The organism is Erwinia sp. 9145 (genome assembly GCF_000745075.1).
Lineage (GTDB): Bacteria > Pseudomonadota > Gammaproteobacteria > Enterobacterales > Enterobacteriaceae > Erwinia > Erwinia oleae.
This window is the reverse complement of the sequence record NZ_JQNE01000001.1, coordinates 3483812-3500616: the sequence shown is the minus strand read 5'-3', so window position 1 is coordinate 3500616 and position 16805 is coordinate 3483812. Positions and strand designations below refer to the sequence as shown.

Sequence of the window (16805 nt, the reverse complement as noted above, 5' to 3'; positions counted from 1 at the left end):
TTATGCATAAATTTGGCGTTTTTGGGAATCCAATCAAGCACAGTAAATCACCACGAATTCACCAGCTGTTTGCAGAGCAAACAGGCATTACGCATCACTACGAACGTATCTGTGCGCCCATCGATGCTTTTTCACGCTCAGTCAATAATTTTATGCAGTCAGGCGGTGTTGGCTGCAACGTCACTTTACCGTTCAAGGAACAGGCCTTCGAACTGGTCAATGAACTTACTGAACGAGCCTCTCTTGCGGGCGCGGTCAATACGATAAAACGGTATGAAGACGGTCGTCTGTTGGGCGATAACACTGACGGTATCGGTCTGTTAACGGATCTTCAAAGACTACAGATAATCAAATCCAGCGATCGTATTTTGCTGGCAGGCGCTGGTGGAGCTGCTCGTGGCGTTATATTGCCGCTCCTTTCTTTTGGCTGTTCAGTCACCCTCACCAATCGCACTTTTGAGAAGGCCAGCTTGCTTGCTCAGCTTTTTCAGCATGCTGGTGCCATTACGGCATTACCCATGGATAAACTCTCTGGCGAGCAATATGATTTAGTGATCAATGCTACTTCAAGTGGGATTAATGGTGATGTTCCTGCTCTGCCCGTTTCATTGATTAATCAGGCCAGTCGCTGTTACGACATGTTTTACCAGCAGGGGAATACGCCCTTTCTCGATTGGTGCAGGCAGCAGGGAGCCGAAAGCCTCTCTGATGGTTTAGGTATGCTGGTAGGGCAAGCTGCACACTCTTTCTTATTATGGCATGGCGTATTGCCAGAAACTGCGCCAGTGATTGCGGTACTACGCGCCGAGCTTACAATATGAATCAGGCCATTCAGTTCGTCGACCGCGAATGGTGGGATGATACGAAACAAGCCGTTTGCTTCCCGGCAATGGTCAATGGTTTCCAGATAATCTGCGCTATTAGCGAACGATCTTTAATCCTTCGTTTTGGTAATACAGATGATGCGCTCAACTGTTTCAGACTTAACCGCCTGGATCTTGAAGATGTTGCAGAGCAGGCGATTGAGAACGAAGAGGAAGATGATCAGGGCTGGATCTGGCTCTCTTGAGCAAGGTAATCATTTTTCCAACCTACATAGTTATTCGCGGAGTAGAGCAAACCGGCAATCTCTGCTTCTGTTAAAGGTCGTATCTGTTTTACCGGGCTCCCCAGGTAAAGAAAACCGCTTTGTAGGCGCTTGCCGGGCGGCACCAGACTGCCTGCCCCAATCATGACATCGTCTTCAATGACTGCGCCATCAAGAAGAATAGAGCCCATTCCAACTAATACGCGATTACCGATGGTACAGCCATGCAGCATGGCCTTATGGCCGATCGTGACATCCTCACCAATCATGAGGGGATAGCCATCCGGGTTCGAGGGTGATCTATGGGTGACGTGCAGTACGCTCCCATCCTGTATATTGCTGCGCTTGCCGATGATAACGCTATTCACATCGCCTCGTATTGCAACCAGCGGCCATATGCTTACGTCATCATGCAATGTGACTTCTCCGACAACGACACTCGACGCGTCTACCATTACTCGCTGGCCTGATTTTGGAAACGTCGTTTTGAAGGGCCTTAAATTTCCAGACATAATCACCTCAACTGAATTTCTTCTGCATAGCGTAGTTCCAGGAACGATTAACAATCAATGTCTGTTATCAGCAGCGTTCTGTTTTTGTGCGGATCGTCTGAGATCTCTACGAAACGCGTGAAAATTCGACGAACAAAAACAAAGATCGAAAAAAGGCTTGTGCTACTAAAATGGATCCCTATAATGCGCCTCCATCGAACGGCAGCAGGGCAGACGCCCGGCGCTGGAGATGAAGAGAAAATTCTGTAAAACAGGGTTGACTCTGCAAGAGGAAAGCGTAATATACGCCACCTCGCGAACCGCCGGTTAAGCCGCGTTCGCACTGCTCTTTAACAATTTATCAGACAATCTGTGTGGGCACTCGCAGGATTGATATCACAGCCTTCGGGCAAACGAAATATCAAGTCTTTGTTGAGTGAACACGTAATTCATTACGACGTTTTAATTCACAGAGCATCGCCATCCACGTGATGGCAAATCAGACTTTAATTGAAGAGTTTGATCATGGCTCAGATTGAACGCTGGCGGCAGGCCTAACACATGCAAGTCGAACGGTAGCACAGAGGAGCTTGCTCCTCGGGTGACGAGTGGCGGACGGGTGAGTAATGTCTGGGGATCTGCCCGGTAGAGGGGGATAACCACTGGAAACGGTGGCTAATACCGCATAATCTCGCAAGAGCAAAGTGGGGGACCTTCGGGCCTCACACTACCGGATGAACCCAGATGGGATTAGCCAGCTGGTGAGGTAACGGCTCACCAGGGCGACGATCCCTAGCTGGTCTGAGAGGATGACCAGCCACACTGGAACTGAGACACGGTCCAGACTCCTACGGGAGGCAGCAGTGGGGAATATTGCACAATGGGCGCAAGCCTGATGCAGCCATGCCGCGTGTATGAAGAAGGCCTTCGGGTTGTAAAGTACTTTCAGCGGGGAGGAAGGGTGGAGAGCGAATAACTTTTCACATTGACGTTACCCGCAGAAGAAGCACCGGCTAACTCCGTGCCAGCAGCCGCGGTAATACGGAGGGTGCAAGCGTTAATCGGAATTACTGGGCGTAAAGCGCACGCAGGCGGTCTGTTAAGTCAGATGTGAAATCCCCGGGCTCAACCCGGGAACTGCATTTGAAACTGGCAGGCTTGAGTCTCGTAGAGGGGGGTGGAATTCCAGGTGTAGCGGTGAAATGCGTAGAGATCTGGAGGAATACCGGTGGCGAAGGCGGCCCCCTGGACGAAGACTGACGCTCAGGTGCGAAAGCGTGGGGAGCAAACAGGATTAGATACCCTGGTAGTCCACGCCGTAAACGATGTCGATTTGGAGGCTGTGAGCTTGACTCGTGGCTTCCGTAGCTAACGCGTTAAATCGACCGCCTGGGGAGTACGGCCGCAAGGTTAAAACTCAAATGAATTGACGGGGGCCCGCACAAGCGGTGGAGCATGTGGTTTAATTCGATGCAACGCGAAGAACCTTACCTGGTCTTGACATCCACGGGATCGGGCAGAGATGCCCGGGTGCCTTCGGGAACCGTGAGACAGGTGCTGCATGGCTGTCGTCAGCTCGTGTTGTGAAATGTTGGGTTAAGTCCCGCAACGAGCGCAACCCTTATCCTTTGTTGCCAGCGATTCGGTCGGGAACTCAAAGGAGACTGCCGGTGATAAACCGGAGGAAGGTGGGGATGACGTCAAGTCATCATGGCCCTTACGACCAGGGCTACACACGTGCTACAATGGCGCATACAAAGAGAAGCGACCTCGCGAGAGCAAGCGGACCTCATAAAGTGCGTCGTAGTCCGGATCGGAGTCTGCAACCCGACTCCGTGAAGTCGGAATCGCTAGTAATCGTGGATCAGAATGCCACGGTGAATACGTTCCCGGGCCTTGTACACACCGCCCGTCACACCATGGGAGTGGGTTGCAAAAGAAGTAGGTAGCTTAACCTTCGGGAGGGCGCTTACCACTTTGTGATTCATGACTGGGGTGAAGTCGTAACAAGGTAACCGTAGGGGAACCTGCGGTTGGATCACCTCCTTACCAGAAGATACTTTTTTGCGCAGTGTCCACAACAGATTGTCTGATAGAAGTAATGAGCAGAAAAAACCTCTACAGGCTTGTAGCTCAGGTGGTTAGAGCGCACCCCTGATAAGGGTGAGGTCGGTGGTTCAAGTCCACTCAGGCCTACCAAATTTCACCTCATGCGGCGTTATGCGCGCGGTCGTTTACGTAAGTAAACTTCCCTTCCGCATGCCTTGCCTGAGAAGAAATTAACGTGTTTTCCGCAGGGAAAAGACGTGACTCGGTTGAGTGGTAGTAAAGGTCTCTGCACACTGTATGGGGCTATAGCTCAGCTGGGAGAGCGCCTGCCTTGCACGCAGGAGGTCAGCGGTTCGATCCCGCTTAGCTCCACCATGCAGTCTGAAATCACTTCAGAGCGTACCGGTAACGGTGTGCTGTGAAGTATTTGCTCTTTAACAATCCGGAACAAGCTGAAAATTTGAAAACGACATAGTGGGTCACTCTTCGTATAAAGAGTGGCGCAAACACTATGGTCGGGTCTCTCAAATGCCTGCAACAGCATGTGTCCTCCGGGACGCTTGTGGGTTGTGAGGTTAAGTGACGAAGCGTACACGGTGGATGCCCTGGCAGTCAGAGGCGATGAAGGGCGTGCTAATCTGCGATAAGCGTCGGTAAGGTGATATGAACCGTTATACCCGACGATACCCGAATGGGGAAACCCGGTGCAATCCGTTGCATCATCGCAACATGAATACATAGTGTTGCGAGGCGAACCGGGGGAACTGAAACATCTAAGTACCCCGAGGAAAAGAAATCAACCGAGATTCCCCCAGTAGCGGCGAGCGAACGGGGAGGAGCCCGGAACCATCATCAGCGGTTGCGTCAGTGGAAGCGTCTGGAAAGTCGCACGATACAGGGTGAAAGTCCCGTACACGAAGATACAGCCGTTGTGAGTTCGAAGAGTAGGGCGGGACACGTGGTATCCTGTCTGAATATGGGGGGACCATCCTCCAAGGCTAAATACTCCTGACTGACCGATAGTGAACCAGTACCGTGAGGGAAAGGCGAAAAGAACCCCGGCGAGGGGAGTGAAACAGAACCTGAAACCGTGTACGTACAAGCAGTGGGAGCCTCATTTATGGGGTGACTGCGTACCTTTTGTATAATGGGTCAGCGACTTGTATTCTGTAGCAAGGTTAACCGTATAGGGGAGCCGAAGGGAAACCGAGTCTTAACCGGGCGTTAAGTTGCAGGGTACAGACCCGAAACCCGGTGATCTAGCCATGGGCAGGTTGAAGGTTGGGTAACACTAACTGGAGGACCGAACCGACTGATGTTGAAAAATCAGCGGATGACCTGTGGCTGGGGGTGAAAGGCCAATCAAACCGGGAGATAGCTGGTTCTCCCCGAAAGCTATTTAGGTAGCGCCTCGTGAATTCATCTCCGGGGGTAGAGCACTGTTTCGGCTAGGGGGCCATCCCGGCTTACCAACCCGATGCAAACTGCGAATACCGGAGAATGTTATCACGGGAGACACACGGCGGGTGCTAACGTCCGTCGTGAAGAGGGAAACAACCCAGACCGCCAGCTAAGGTCCCAAAGTCATGGTTAAGTGGGAAACGATGTGGGAAGGCCCAGACAGCCAGGATGTTGGCTTAGAAGCAGCCATCATTTAAAGAAAGCGTAATAGCTCACTGGTCGAGTCGGCCTGCGCGGAAGATGTAACGGGGCTAAACCATGCACCGAAGCTGCGGCAGCGGACGTATCACTTAAGGCGCTTAACGTGACGGCGAAGCCGGCACGTTCAAGCCACAACAACGTTGAGTCGGTCTGCGAACTGACAACAACGAAGCGTCTTAAGGATACGTCCGTTGGGTAGGGGAGCGTTCTGTAAGCCGTCGAAGGTGGACTGTGAGGTCTGCTGGAGGTATCAGAAGTGCGAATGCTGACATAAGTAACGATAAAGCGGGTGAAAAGCCCGCTCGCCGGAAGACCAAGGGTTCCTGTCCAACGTTAATCGGGGCAGGGTGAGTCGACCCCTAAGGCGAGGCCGAAAGGCGTAGTCGATGGGAAACAGGTTAATATTCCTGTACTCGGTGTTACTGCGAAGGGGGGACGGAGAAGGCTATGTTGGCCGGGCGACGGTAGTCCCGGTTTAAGCGTGTAGGTGTGTGTTCCAGGCAAATCCGGTTCACTTTACACTGAGGCGTGATGACGAGGCACCACGGTGCTGAAGCAACAAATGCCCTGCTTCCAGGAAAAGCCTCTAAGCATCAGGTAACACAGAATCGTACCCCAAACCGACACAGGTGGTCAGGTAGAGAATACCAAGGCGCTTGAGAGAACCCGGGTGAAGGAACTAGGCAAAATGGTGCCGTAACTTCGGGAGAAGGCACGCTGGTGTGTAGGTGAAGTCACTTGCTGACGGAGCTGAAGCCAGTCGAAGATACCAGCTGGCTGCAACTGTTTATTAAAAACACAGCACTGTGCAAACACGAAAGTGGACGTATACGGTGTGACGCCTGCCCGGTGCCGGAAGGTTAATTGATGAGGTTATCCGTAAGGAGAAGCTTTTGATCGAAGCCCCGGTAAACGGCGGCCGTAACTATAACGGTCCTAAGGTAGCGAAATTCCTTGTCGGGTAAGTTCCGACCTGCACGAATGGCGTAATGATGGCCAGGCTGTCTCCACCCGGGACTCAGTGAAATTGAACTCGCTGTGAAGATGCAGTGTACCCGCGGCAAGACGGAAAGACCCCGTGAACCTTTACTACAGCTTGACACTGAACACTGAGCCTTGATGTGCAGGATAGGTGGGAGGCTTTGAAGCGTGGACGCCAGTCTGCGCGGAGCCATCCTTGAAATACCACCCTTTAATGTTTGGTGTTCTAACCTTGCGCCGTGATCCGGCGCGGGGACAGTGTCTGGTGGGTAGTTTGACTGGGGCGGTCTCCTCCCAAAGCGTAACGGAGGAGCACGAAGATTGGCTAATCACGGTCGGACATCGTGAGGTTAGTGCAAAGGCATAAGCCAGTTTGACTGCGAGAGTGACGGCTCGAGCAGGTGCGAAAGCAGGTCTTAGTGATCCGGTGGTTCTGAATGGAAGGGCCATCGCTCAACGGATAAAAGGTACTCCGGGGATAACAGGCTGATACCGCCCAAGAGTTCATATCGACGGCGGTGTTTGGCACCTCGATGTCGGCTCATCACATCCTGGGGCTGTAGCAGGTCCCAAGGGTACGGCTGTTCGCCGTTTAAAGTGGTACGCGAGCTGGGTTTAGAACGTCGTGAGACAGTTCGGTCCCTATCTGCCGTGGGCGCTGGAGAATTGAGAGGGTTTGCTCCCAGTACGAGAGGACCGGAGTGAACGCACCACTGGTGTACGGGTTGTCATGCCAATGGCACTGCCCGGTAGCTAAGTGCGGAACGGATAAGCGCTGAAAGCATCTAAGCGCGAAACCAGCCTCGAGATGAGTTCTCCCTGAGTCCTTGCGACTCCTGAAGGGACGTTGAAGACGACGACGTTGATAGGCCGGATGTGTAAGCGCAGCGATGCGTTGAGCTGACCGGTACTAATGACCCGAGAGGCTTAACCTTACAACGCCAGAAGCGTTCTGGTGGTATTGAGAGACGAAGACGAATTTTCAGCGGATGTTCCGGATAACAGAATTTGCCTGGCGGCTTTAGCGCGGTGGTCCCACCTGACCCCATGCCGAACTCAGAAGTGAAACGCCGTAGCGCCGATGGTAGTGTGGGGTCTCCCCATGCGAGAGTAGGGAACTGCCAGGCATCATATTAAGATAAAGACCTGAGTCTTTATAAGAAATAAGCGTGCTGATATGGCTCAGTTGGTAGAGCGCACCCTTGGTAAGGGTGAGGTCCCCAGTTCGACTCTGGGTATCAGCACCAGTTACAAAAAGTGAGTTCGGTAAAAGAATTTGCCTGGCGGCTCTAGCGCGGTGGTCCCACCTGACCCCATGCCGAACTCAGAAGTGAAACGCCGTAGCGCCGATGGTAGTGTGGGGTCTCCCCATGTGAGAGTAGGGAACTGCCAGGCATCATACAGACGGAAAAGCCTCATGCGAAAGCATGAGGCTTTTTTGCATTTTGAAATGCCGCCCCCATAAAGCCTGTCTGTAAGCAAAAAAAAGCCCCGACTCAGCGCCGGGACTTACTCCACAAAATCAAAACGGGCTTTTCTAACTCAATGAATAACCTGTGAGAGAAAAGCGCGCGTACGCTCTGATGTCGGATTAGAGAAGAACTCCTGCGGCGGCGCCTGCTCAACGATCTCACCGCGATCCATAAAGATCACCCGATCTGCAACGGTACGCGCAAAGCCCATTTCATGCGTCACACAGAGCATCGTCATGCCATCTTCTGCAAGGCCGATCATGGTATCAAGCACTTCTTTAACCATTTCTGGATCGAGTGCAGAGGTGGGTTCATCAAATAGCATGATTTTTGGCTTCATACAGAGTGAACGCGCGATGGCAACACGCTGCTGCTGACCGCCGGAGAGCTGACCGGGAAATTTATGCGCGTGTTCAGCAATGCGTACCCGTTCGAGATAGTGCATTGCTAAAGCTTCAGCATCTTTCTTCGGTGTTTTCCGCACCCAAATGGGTGCCAGCGTGCAGTTTTGCAGTACGGTCAGATGTGGGAACAGATTGAAGTGTTGAAACACCATCCCTACTTCGGTACGGACGCGTTCGATATTACGCAAATCGTCATTGAGATGGATACCATCCACGACAATGCGGCCCTGCTGATGCTCTTCAAGATGATTGATACAACGAATAGTCGTCGATTTTCCTGAACCTGAGGGCCCGCAGAGGACAATACGTTCACGTGGTTTTACGTGCAGATTAATATCTTTCAACACGTGAAACTGACCATACCATTTGTTCACGTTCTCAAGCGTAATCATCATCGCGTCATCGGGTTGAATCAAAGTTTGGGTCATTTTAAGCCTCAGTGCGGTGTACGCCCGGTGTGAAAGCGCTTTTCCAGATACTGGCTGTAGCGCGACATGCTAAAACAAAAAATCCAGTAAACCAGCGCGGCGAAAACATAGCCTTCTGTAGACATGCCGAGCCACGTCGGATCAACCGTTGCCTGCTGTACGCTACTGAAAAGATCGAACAGACCGATGATGATCACCAGACTGGTATCTTTAAACAGCGCAATGATGGTATTAACCAGGCCTGGAATAACCATTTTTAATGCCTGTGGCAGGATCACCAGCACCTGCGTTTTCCAGTATCCCAGGGCCAGTGACTCGGCTGCTTCATACTGTCCTTTGGGCAGCGCCTGAAGGCCGCCGCGAACTACTTCCGCCACATAGGCCGACTGGAACAGCACCACCCCGACCAGCGCGCGGATCAGCTTATCTATACTGCTTCCTTCCGCCATAAAAAGCGGCAGCATCACTGATGACATAAAAAGTACGGTTATCAGCGGCACGCCACGCCAGAATTCGATAAAAATTATCGACAGCGAGCGCACCACCGGCATGGTTGACCGGCGGCCCAGCGCGAGCAAAATACCCAGCGGAAGCGCGCCTGCGATACCCACCGCGGCAATGATCAGCGTGAGGGTCAGACCACCCCACTGACGCGTTTCCACGCGCTCAAGCCCGAAATAGCCGCCATACAGCAGAAACCAGACCACGATCGGATAAACAACAATCCAGGCTGCAATATAGATGGCGCGACGCGGCATGCTCTTCATGAAGATCGGGATAATGGAAACCAGCCCGATGACCAACGCCAGATTAATACGCCAGCGCAGTTCATGCGGATAAAGCCCATACATGAACTGGCCGAATCGCGCATGGATAAACACCCAGCAGGCGCCTTCTTTGGTACAGTCGGCACGCGTTTCGCCGAGCCAGTTGGCCTGAAACACCAGCCATTGCAGCGCGGGCGGCACGACGGCCCACATCACCCACAGGCAAAACAGCGTCAGCAGCGAATTGCCCCAACTGGAGAAGAGATTCTTCCGTGCCCAAATAACGGCGCGTGAGAATGCATTGGTCGGCACCGGCGGGATATCGTCGTGAGTTGCTAATGTCATAATGATCTCATTCTCTTAACGCTCAATCAGGCGGATTTTGCGGTTGTAAATATTCATCAACAGCGAAATCAGCAGGCTGATAATCAGGTAGACACCCATGGTGATAGCGATCGTTTCAATCGCCTGCCCGGTCTGATTCAGGACTGAGCCGGCAAAAAGCGACACCATATCGGGATAACCAATCGCGGCGGCCAGCGATGAGTTTTTCACGATATTCAGGTACTGGCTGGTAAGCGGCGGAATAATAACGCGCATTGCCTGCGGAATAATGACCTGGCGCAGCGTCACCGGGTTTGGCAATCCCAGCGAACGCGCTGCTTCATGCTGACCGTGAGGAACGGACTGAATGCCTGAGCGAATCACCTCTGCGATAAACGAAGAGGTATAAATTGACAGCGCGAGCGTCAGTGCGGCCAGTTCCGGGATCAGCACAAAACCGCCACGGAAGTTAAAGCCTCTGAGATGCGGAACATCCCAGTGCATTGCGGCACCAAAGATCAGATGTGCAACGGCGGGAAAAACCACCAGCATAGCGAGCGCAATGGGCCAGCTTCGGCGCAGACGACCTGTTTTAAGCTGATGCGCACGGTTAAAACGAAACAGTGCAACTGACGCCGCCACGGCCAGCAGCAGTGCCATCACGAAAGGCCAGGTTCCGTCCGCGTACTGTGGCCAGGGAATGTACAGCCCGCGATTGCTTACAAAGGCAATATCGAAAGCGTTCATCGCCTGACGCGGCCCGGGTAAATTGCGCAGCACGGCAAAGTACCAGAAGAAGATTTGCAGCAGCGGCGGGATATTGCGGAAGGTTTCGATATAGATATTGGATATCTTACGCAGCAGCCAGTTATCGGATAAGCGCGCAAGACCAATAAAAAATCCCAGGAGTGAGGCGAAAACGATGCAAAGGGCAGAAACGAGCAGCGTGTTGGTCAGTCCGACAAGGAATACCCGGGCGTAAGTGTCGCCTTCGCTGTACTCAATCAGATGCTGAACGATACCGAAACCTGCGCTGCGCTCCAGGAAGCCAAAACCGGACGTAATGCCGCGATTGGCCAGGTTAATAATTGTATTATGAACCAGATAGAGCGCCACGCCTGCGACGGCGGCAATAGCGATGATCTGGAACAGCCAGGCGCGCACCGCAGGATTGCTGAATGAAATATCCCTTTTTACGGTTGGGCGTTGAGACATGTTGAAACCTCAGTGACGAAAACGCTGACGAAGACGCCGGTAAACCGGCGCCCTGTAAAACGGAAGGATTAACGCACTGGTGGAGCGTACTGAATGCCGCCTTTGTTCCAGAGAGCATTCTGACCGCGAGCAATTTTCAGTTGGCTGTCTTTACCTACGTTACGGTTGAAAATCTCTTCGTAGTTGCCTACCTGTTTAATGATGTTATAGGCCCACTTGTTGTCCAGCTTCAGATCCTTGCCGAAATCGCCTTCGGAACCGAGCAGATGCGCCATATCTGGCGTGGTCGGTTTAGCGGCCATCTGGTCAACGTTTTTAGAGTTAATGCCCATCTCTTCTGCATTAAGCATGGCGTACAGGGACCATTTAACGATGGTGAACCAGTCATCATCACCGCGACGCACTACCGGGCCTAAAGGCTCTTTAGAGATGACTTCAGGCAGAACGACAAACTCATCCGGTTTGCCCAGCTTGATACGCAGCGCGTACAGCTGTGACTGGTCAGAAGCCAGCGTATCGCAGCGTCCGGTATCCAGCGCTTTTGCCGACTCATCAGAGCGGTCAAAGGTCACCGGCGTGTACTGCATATTATTTGCTTTAAAGTAGTCTGCCACGTTCAGCTCGGTATCGGTGCCGGCCTGAATGCAAACGGTAGCGCCATCCAGCTCTTTCGCACTTTTCAAACCTGCTTTGTTGTGCGTCAGGAAGCCAATGCCGTCGTAATAGTTTACGCCGGCAAAAATAAAGCCCATGCCGCCATCGCGAGCGGAAGTCCATGTTGTATTGCGCGAGAGAATATCCACTTCGCCGGACTGCAAGGCGGTGAAACGCTCTTTCGCCGTCAGAGGGGTATATTTAACCTTGGAAGCATCGCCGAATACGGCCGCTGCGGCTGCGCGACAAACGTCCACATCAATTCCACTAAATTTGCCGTTGGCATCCGCATAAGAGAAGCCAGGCAATCCATCACTGATACCGCATTGCACAAAACCTTTCTTCTTAATTGCGTCAAGCGTGGTACCAGCATGCGCCTGATTTGCCACGGTAAACAGCGCGGCAGCGGCAACCAGAGTGGAGAGCATCATTTTTTTCATAAAGCATCCTGTGTGGCAAATTCGTTTTGTTATGTTTAACGCACGCTGTGGTGCATTCGTCTGTCTGTGGCATCAGCCATCCACGACACTGCAAAGGTAGTGCCAAAATTGCAGCGTCCTGAATTCATTGAAAGGAAGTCTTATTTTTTGGGAATGTTCAGAAGATTTACTTAATATGGCGCACCAGAGAGGGGCAAAGCCAGATAGATTGATCACAAATGGGGCAAATACTTTCACTAAATAGAAGCAATGTGATCGAATATGCAAAAATGTTAGTGAAATATTGATTTGAAGAGAGGGCCGAAGGGATCGGCCCCAGCGGTGAAGTCATTAATAAAGGGAGTGTGTACCGGTAGGACGTGTTTTAAAGCGGCGATGGAGCCACATATACTGCTCGGGTGCGCGCATGATTTCGCGCTCGATCACTTTATTCATGAAGGCTGCGGCATGCTGTTCATCCTCTATGGGATAGTCTTTCAGCTCAGGCTGGATCACCAGCTCATAACCACTGCCATCTTCATTACGAATCAGCACCACGGTAACCATGGCGGGCTGTGCCATCCTGGCCAGCATCCAGGTGCCGCTGGTGGTAGCGGCTTGCGGAACGGCGAAAAGGGGCGCGAAAACGCTGCCTTTTGGGCCATAATCCTGATCGGGGGCAAACCAGACGGCTTCGCCCTGCTTGAGCGCCTGCACCATACCGCGTAGATCGCGGCGGTTAATCATAGCTTTATTAGAACGCGTACGACCTTTGGTCTGTACCCACTCCATCAGTTTATTATTGTGTGGTCGATACAACGCCATCATCGGCTGACACAGGCCCATTGCGCGTCCGCCAAGCTCGAGCGACATAAAATGTACGCCAATGATCAGTACGCCGCGGCCGTTTTTCTGTGCGGCAGTCAGGTTATGCAGACCGTTTACATTAAACCAACGACGCACGCGACGATCGGACCAAAACCAGGCCATGCCCGTTTCCAGCAGCCCCATGCCAAGCGATTCGAAATTTTTCTCGATGCGATGTTCTAACTGTTCCGCAGGCATATCGGGAAAGCAGAGTTCAAGGTTACGGCGGGTAATGCGAACCCGGCGCTTCAGGAAACGCATTGAAGTGCGTCCCATCCAGGCACCGAGCTTTTGCAGGAACGGAAAAGGGAGCTGAACAAGCAAAAACAGTATCGCCAGCCCAATCCATGTAATCCAGTAGCGCGGATGCAGCAGGCTGCGGGTAAAGCACGGGGAGTCCTTCATAATCCTCTCTTTAAGCGGACGGAACACAAAAGTAGCGCTCAAAGAAGTTAATCAACAGCGATACACAGGCTCAGACAACATAACCGGCAGAAAGTTAGATAGATCGCCGATTATTTACACAATCATGACAGTGCGATATGCGACGGCGCATAAAAAAGGCGCTAACGAAACGGTAGCGCCTTTATCACAATGAACCAGGATCAGTTCATGCCGTATTTTTTCAATTTCTTACGCAGCGTACCGCGGTTGATGCCCATCATCAGGGCTGCACGGGTCTGGTTGCCACGGGTGTATTGCATCACCATGTCCAACAGAGGCTGTTCTACTTCAGCCAATACCAGCTCATAGAGATCACTAACATCCTGACCATTCAGTTGAGCAAAATAGTTCTTCAGTGCCTGTTTAACCGAATCACGAAGCGGCTTTTGAGTTACCTGATCCTGGGAGTTAACGGTGGAAACGGTCAGTACGTCAGAATTTACGCGTTGTTCGAACATAGTTCTGTCAGCTCTTTATTTCTATTACGCAAGTTTTTCGAAGTATGCCTCCAACGCCTCCAGCTGCTCGCTGGCATCCTCAATGGCGTTGAATGTGCGCCGAAACTGGTCGTTAGGGGCGTGCTCCTGTAGGTACCAGGAGACGTGCTTTCGGGCAATGCGGTATCCCTTGCGATGACCGTAATAGTCGTGCAGTTCCCGTATATGTCCGATAAGCAAGCGCTTGACTTCAGCTAGTGGCATCGGTGCCAGCAGCTCCCCAGTGTCCAGATAGTGCTGGATTTCCCGGAAGATCCACGGTCTTCCCTGAGCAGCACGTCCTATCATCAGGGCATCAGCCCCTGTATAGTCGAGCACCGCTCTGGCTTTATGCGGGTCAGTAATGTCTCCATTCGCGATAACGGGAATGGAAACGTTCTGCTTAACTGTCCGAATGCTGTCGTATTCAGCATGGCCATTGAACAAACACGCGCGGGTGCGTCCGTGAATGGTCAGGGCCTGAATGCCACAGCGCTCAGCCAATTGGGCAATCTCTACACAATTGCGATTGTCCGTGTCCCACCCGGTGCGAATCTTCAGCGTTACGGGTACGTCAACTGCATTAACCACCGCCGATAAAATCGATTTTACCAACGCCGGGTGTTGCAGTAGAGCGGAACCCGCCATCTTGCGATTCACCTTTTTGGCAGGACACCCCATGTTGATGTCAATCACCTGCGCGCCAGATAAGGCATTGATGCGCGCGGCCTCGGCCATCTCTTCGGGGTCACAACCTGCAATTTGCACGGTACGAATACCGGGCTCGTCACAATGCACCATACGCAGACGAGATTTGTCGCTGGCCCAAACTTCCGGGTTAGACGACAGCATCTCAGAAACCGTCATGCCTGCGCCCATGGCATAGCAAAGCGTCCGGAACGGTCTGTCAGTAATTCCGGCCATTGGCGCTGCAATCAGCTGATTGCGAAGCTGGTAGTTTCCTATGCGCATGAAAAAAAAGTGACCATAGTGTGTCCGCAAGGCGGCGTATATTACGCATTTTTTCAGTAAGATGAAAGGCCAAACTTTGAACAATTGGCTGTGATAGATCAATTTATGTCTGAATAATAATCTGTCTTTTATTTTTATGGTTTTTATTCAATGGGTTATAAAAAAAGGAATCTGGAAAGAGTGGAAATTTTTGTTCTTTGATACGGGCCGCAACCAGATAAAAGACAACACGGCTGACATTTTACAAGACAAGTGAAAGCCGTATTGCCTTAAACCAGCAGATTCTTCCTTGTTATCGGAGACACGCTTTAATTAATGACGATCCTGCCGTTAAGAGGCTGAACAGGACGATTATTATGCAACCCAAGCGCCTTTTCAATCGTGTGTAGTTGCTGTTTTGACGCCGTAACCGATTCTTTCATGATTAACCAGCGTACGCCTTCGGTACAGGGCGGCGTCGTCAACGAACCGCTGAAGCGGTAATAGCTCTTATCACCCGGCACCAGATGCGCCAGCGCGAGCGGTTCTTTAAACGCTTCGGGTTCATTAAGTTTGGTCGGAAGGTTTTTCAAAACATCGGCCATAACCGGATTGTCAGCGCCTTCCTCAACCATTACGCCGATAACGGCCAGTTCACCTTTACTGTCACTGTGCACAAAATGAATTTCCAGCGGGTAGGTTTTTCCGTCAATACGGTTTTCAGAAGGGGCATGAAAATGAAGTTGTTGCAACGTGAACTCAGTGCCATCGAGCATCAATGTGTCACCGTCTTGAATGGTTAACTGAATGGTATGTCCGTTGTTTACGATCGATTTTTTTTCCGCGTGAAAAGTGAGGGACAGCGGAGGCAACTCACCTTTAATAGCGCCTTTAATATCTATCGGCGACTGGTTCATTCCCTTTTCGCAGGTAGCAAAATTTTGGCTCAGTTTGCCCCAGTTATCAGGCGCGCCTTCGCCGGTATAACCCCACTGAGGATGAGAATCAGCCATCGCTGAAGAAATGGTTAAAAATAATGCAAGAGGGAGGATTTTTGTTTTCATGTGTGGTTAAAACTCCTTAAGAGAAACTATCCTGCTGCTTTCCTGGCAGACTTACCGTAACTAATGTTGTTCAGAACGGTATTGGATAGTATCTCTTCCGGTTAATTTTAACAAATGAATAAAATGGTCTGTAGCAACCCGCTGGCATGCATTGACGTTATATGCGGCGTTTCCCGGTTATTCTGCACCACTCTTCTTTTTCGGCTACGGGATCCAGCGTGAAATATTCATGGTAAGCGTCACAAACATCGTCAGCCTGACTGGCCAGCACGCCGGAAAGGCCGAGGTTACCGCCAGCTACCGGCAACACGCGTATCAGCGGTGCCAATTCGCGTAGCGGACCGGCTAAAATATTCGCCACGACCACATCAGCGTGTAAATTCTCCGGCTGCTGGTGTGGCAGATACAGAGAGAGGTTGTCTGAAACGCCGTTACGGATGGCATTGTCGCGGCTGGCCTGAATGGCCTGCGGATCGATATCAATACCGATCGCTTTCGCCGCGCCGAGCTTCAGCGCGGCGATCGCTAAAATCCCGGAGCCACAGCCGAAATCGATCACCGTTTTGCCGGTCAGATCCAGGCCATCCAGCCAGGCGAGGCACAGCGCAGTCGTTGGATGCGTTCCCGTACCGAAAGCCAGGCCGGGATCGAGCATCACGTTCACCGCGTTCGGGTCCGGCACGTCGCGCCAGCTCGGGCAAATCCACAGGCGTTCACCAAAGCGCATAGGATGAAAGTTATCCATCCATTCGCGCTCCCAGTCCTTATCCTCTATTTGCTCAATCTTATGGGCAAAACCGTCTTCTAACAGCGGATGTGGCGTAAGCCGCGCGATCACGTCCTGCATGTCGGCTTCTGCATCGAACAGGCCGATAACGTCGGTATCGCCCCACAGGCGCGTTTCGCCAGGCAGTGGTTCAAACACCGGGTTGTCGTGGGTATCCTGGAAAGTCACTGAAACGGCGCCGTGCTCAATCAGCGCATCGCCCAGCGCTTCAGCATGCGCGCCAGTGGTGTTGATTTTCATTTGTATCCAGGGCATTGCGATTC

At 52.0% G+C, this 16805-nt stretch carries 11 protein-coding genes, 3 tRNA genes, 4 rRNA genes and 1 pseudogene; 9 read left to right on the top strand and 10 right to left on the bottom strand.

The genetic code is table 11. The features are described from left to right. Nucleotides 1–2: 2 nt before the first annotated feature. Both aroE and FA91_RS16505 read left to right on the top strand, forming a co-directional pair. Entirely contained in the window at nucleotides 3–821 is an 819-nt protein-coding gene (gene aroE / locus FA91_RS16510) for a shikimate dehydrogenase (protein WP_034917426.1), read from the top strand. Continuing rightward, nucleotides 818–1069, top strand: a complete 252-nt coding sequence (locus FA91_RS16505; protein ID WP_034917424.1) for a DUF1488 domain-containing protein — start codon at nucleotides 818–820, stop codon at nucleotides 1067–1069. Before aroE ends, FA91_RS16505 begins: the two co-directional genes overlap by 4 nt. Here FA91_RS16505 and FA91_RS16500 read toward each other — a convergent pair. After that, a complete protein-coding gene (locus FA91_RS16500) occupies nucleotides 1045–1599 on the bottom strand; it encodes a gamma carbonic anhydrase family protein (RefSeq protein WP_034917422.1) in 555 nt (184 codons plus the stop codon). The genes FA91_RS16505 and FA91_RS16500 overlap by 25 nt on opposite strands. Before the next feature lie 486 nt (nucleotides 1600–2085). Here FA91_RS16500 and FA91_RS16490 point away from each other — a divergent pair. The 7 genes from FA91_RS16490 (at nucleotide 2086) to rrf (FA91_RS16460) (ending at nucleotide 7665) form a co-directional block, all read left to right on the top strand. Continuing rightward, nucleotides 2086–3627: ribosomal RNA gene (locus tag FA91_RS16490) — 16S ribosomal RNA — on the top strand. A 73-nt stretch (nucleotides 3628–3700) separates the two neighbouring features. After that, nucleotides 3701–3777: transfer RNA gene (locus FA91_RS16485), tRNA-Ile, on the top strand. Between the two features lie 149 nt (nucleotides 3778–3926). Beyond that, nucleotides 3927–4002: transfer RNA gene (locus FA91_RS16480), tRNA-Ala, on the top strand. 198 nt (nucleotides 4003–4200) lie between these two features. Next, nucleotides 4201–7205 (top strand): 23S ribosomal RNA (locus FA91_RS16475). Between the two features lie 76 nt (nucleotides 7206–7281). After that, nucleotides 7282–7397: ribosomal RNA gene (gene rrf, locus FA91_RS16470) — 5S ribosomal RNA — on the top strand. Between the two features lie 44 nt (nucleotides 7398–7441). Next, nucleotides 7442–7517, top strand: a tRNA-Thr gene (locus FA91_RS16465). Between the two features lie 32 nt (nucleotides 7518–7549). Further along, a 5S ribosomal RNA gene (gene rrf / locus FA91_RS16460) occupies nucleotides 7550–7665 on the top strand. Together the 16S, 23S and 5S rRNA genes with 3 tRNA genes alongside form the textbook arrangement of a ribosomal RNA operon. Nucleotides 7666–7812: 147 nt before the next feature. On the opposite strand, the gene FA91_RS16455 is transcribed toward rrf (FA91_RS16460), so the two are convergent. The 9 genes and pseudogenes from FA91_RS16455 to prmA form a co-directional block, all read right to left on the bottom strand. Next, nucleotides 7813–8574: an amino acid ABC transporter ATP-binding protein gene (locus FA91_RS16455; RefSeq protein WP_034917417.1), complete on the bottom strand. Its 762-nt coding sequence runs from the start codon at nucleotides 8572–8574 to the stop codon at nucleotides 7813–7815. An 8-nt stretch (nucleotides 8575–8582) separates the two neighbouring features. Then, the gene (locus FA91_RS16450; RefSeq protein WP_034917413.1) at nucleotides 8583–9686 is read right to left on the bottom strand and encodes an amino acid ABC transporter permease; all 1104 of its coding nucleotides are present in this window, start codon (nucleotides 9684–9686) and stop codon (nucleotides 8583–8585) included. Nucleotides 9687–9701: 15 nt separating this feature from the next. Then, the gene (locus tag FA91_RS16445) at nucleotides 9702–10880 is read right to left on the bottom strand and encodes an amino acid ABC transporter permease (RefSeq protein ID WP_034917410.1); all 1179 of its coding nucleotides are present in this window, start codon (nucleotides 10878–10880) and stop codon (nucleotides 9702–9704) included. Nucleotides 10881–10948: 68 nt separating this feature from the next. After that, complete coding sequence (locus tag FA91_RS16440) at nucleotides 10949–11974, bottom strand: amino acid ABC transporter substrate-binding protein (RefSeq protein ID WP_034917407.1); 1026 nt, start codon at nucleotides 11972–11974, stop codon at nucleotides 10949–10951. A 330-nt stretch (nucleotides 11975–12304) separates the two neighbouring features. Next, nucleotides 12305–13225, bottom strand: a complete 921-nt coding sequence (gene lpxP, locus FA91_RS16435; protein ID WP_034917405.1) for a kdo(2)-lipid IV(A) palmitoleoyltransferase — start codon at nucleotides 13223–13225, stop codon at nucleotides 12305–12307. Between the two features lie 200 nt (nucleotides 13226–13425). Next, nucleotides 13426–13722, bottom strand: coding sequence for a DNA-binding transcriptional regulator Fis (fis, locus tag FA91_RS16430; protein WP_003855228.1), 297 nt, complete (start codon nucleotides 13720–13722; stop codon nucleotides 13426–13428). A gap of 27 nt (nucleotides 13723–13749) precedes the next feature. Next, nucleotides 13750–14712, bottom strand: a pseudogene (gene dusB, locus FA91_RS16425) (tRNA dihydrouridine synthase DusB); the annotation flags it as partial. Between the two features lie 308 nt (nucleotides 14713–15020). Beyond that, nucleotides 15021–15755, bottom strand: coding sequence for a carbonic anhydrase family protein (locus FA91_RS16420; RefSeq protein WP_034917402.1), 735 nt, complete (start codon nucleotides 15753–15755; stop codon nucleotides 15021–15023). Nucleotides 15756–15912: 157 nt separating this feature from the next. Continuing rightward, entirely contained in the window at nucleotides 15913–16797 is an 885-nt protein-coding gene (prmA, locus tag FA91_RS16415) for a 50S ribosomal protein L11 methyltransferase (RefSeq protein ID WP_034917401.1), read from the bottom strand. Between the last annotated feature and the right edge of the window lie 8 nt (nucleotides 16798–16805).

What these genes read in the sequence shown, in the direction of transcription:
- aroE (WP_034917426.1), top strand. Translation starts at nt 3, where the DNA reads ATGCATAAATTTGGCGTTTTTGGGAATCCAATCAAGCACAGTAAATCA.
- FA91_RS16505 (WP_034917424.1), top strand. Translation starts at nt 818, where the DNA reads ATGAATCAGGCCATTCAGTTCGTCGACCGCGAATGGTGGGATGATACG.
- FA91_RS16500 (WP_034917422.1), bottom strand. Translation starts at nt 1,599, where the DNA reads ATGTCTGGAAATTTAAGGCCCTTCAAAACGACGTTTCCAAAATCAGGC.
- FA91_RS16455 (WP_034917417.1), bottom strand. Translation starts at nt 8,574, where the DNA reads ATGACCCAAACTTTGATTCAACCCGATGACGCGATGATGATTACGCTT.
- FA91_RS16450 (WP_034917413.1), bottom strand. Translation starts at nt 9,686, where the DNA reads ATGACATTAGCAACTCACGACGATATCCCGCCGGTGCCGACCAATGCA.
- FA91_RS16445 (WP_034917410.1), bottom strand. Translation starts at nt 10,880, where the DNA reads ATGTCTCAACGCCCAACCGTAAAAAGGGATATTTCATTCAGCAATCCT.
- FA91_RS16440 (WP_034917407.1), bottom strand. Translation starts at nt 11,974, where the DNA reads ATGAAAAAAATGATGCTCTCCACTCTGGTTGCCGCTGCCGCGCTGTTT.
- lpxP (WP_034917405.1), bottom strand. Translation starts at nt 13,225, where the DNA reads ATGAAGGACTCCCCGTGCTTTACCCGCAGCCTGCTGCATCCGCGCTAC.
- fis (WP_003855228.1), bottom strand. Translation starts at nt 13,722, where the DNA reads ATGTTCGAACAACGCGTAAATTCTGACGTACTGACCGTTTCCACCGTT.
- FA91_RS16420 (WP_034917402.1), bottom strand. Translation starts at nt 15,755, where the DNA reads ATGAAAACAAAAATCCTCCCTCTTGCATTATTTTTAACCATTTCTTCA.
- prmA (WP_034917401.1), bottom strand. Translation starts at nt 16,797, where the DNA reads ATGCCCTGGATACAAATGAAAATCAACACCACTGGCGCGCATGCTGAA.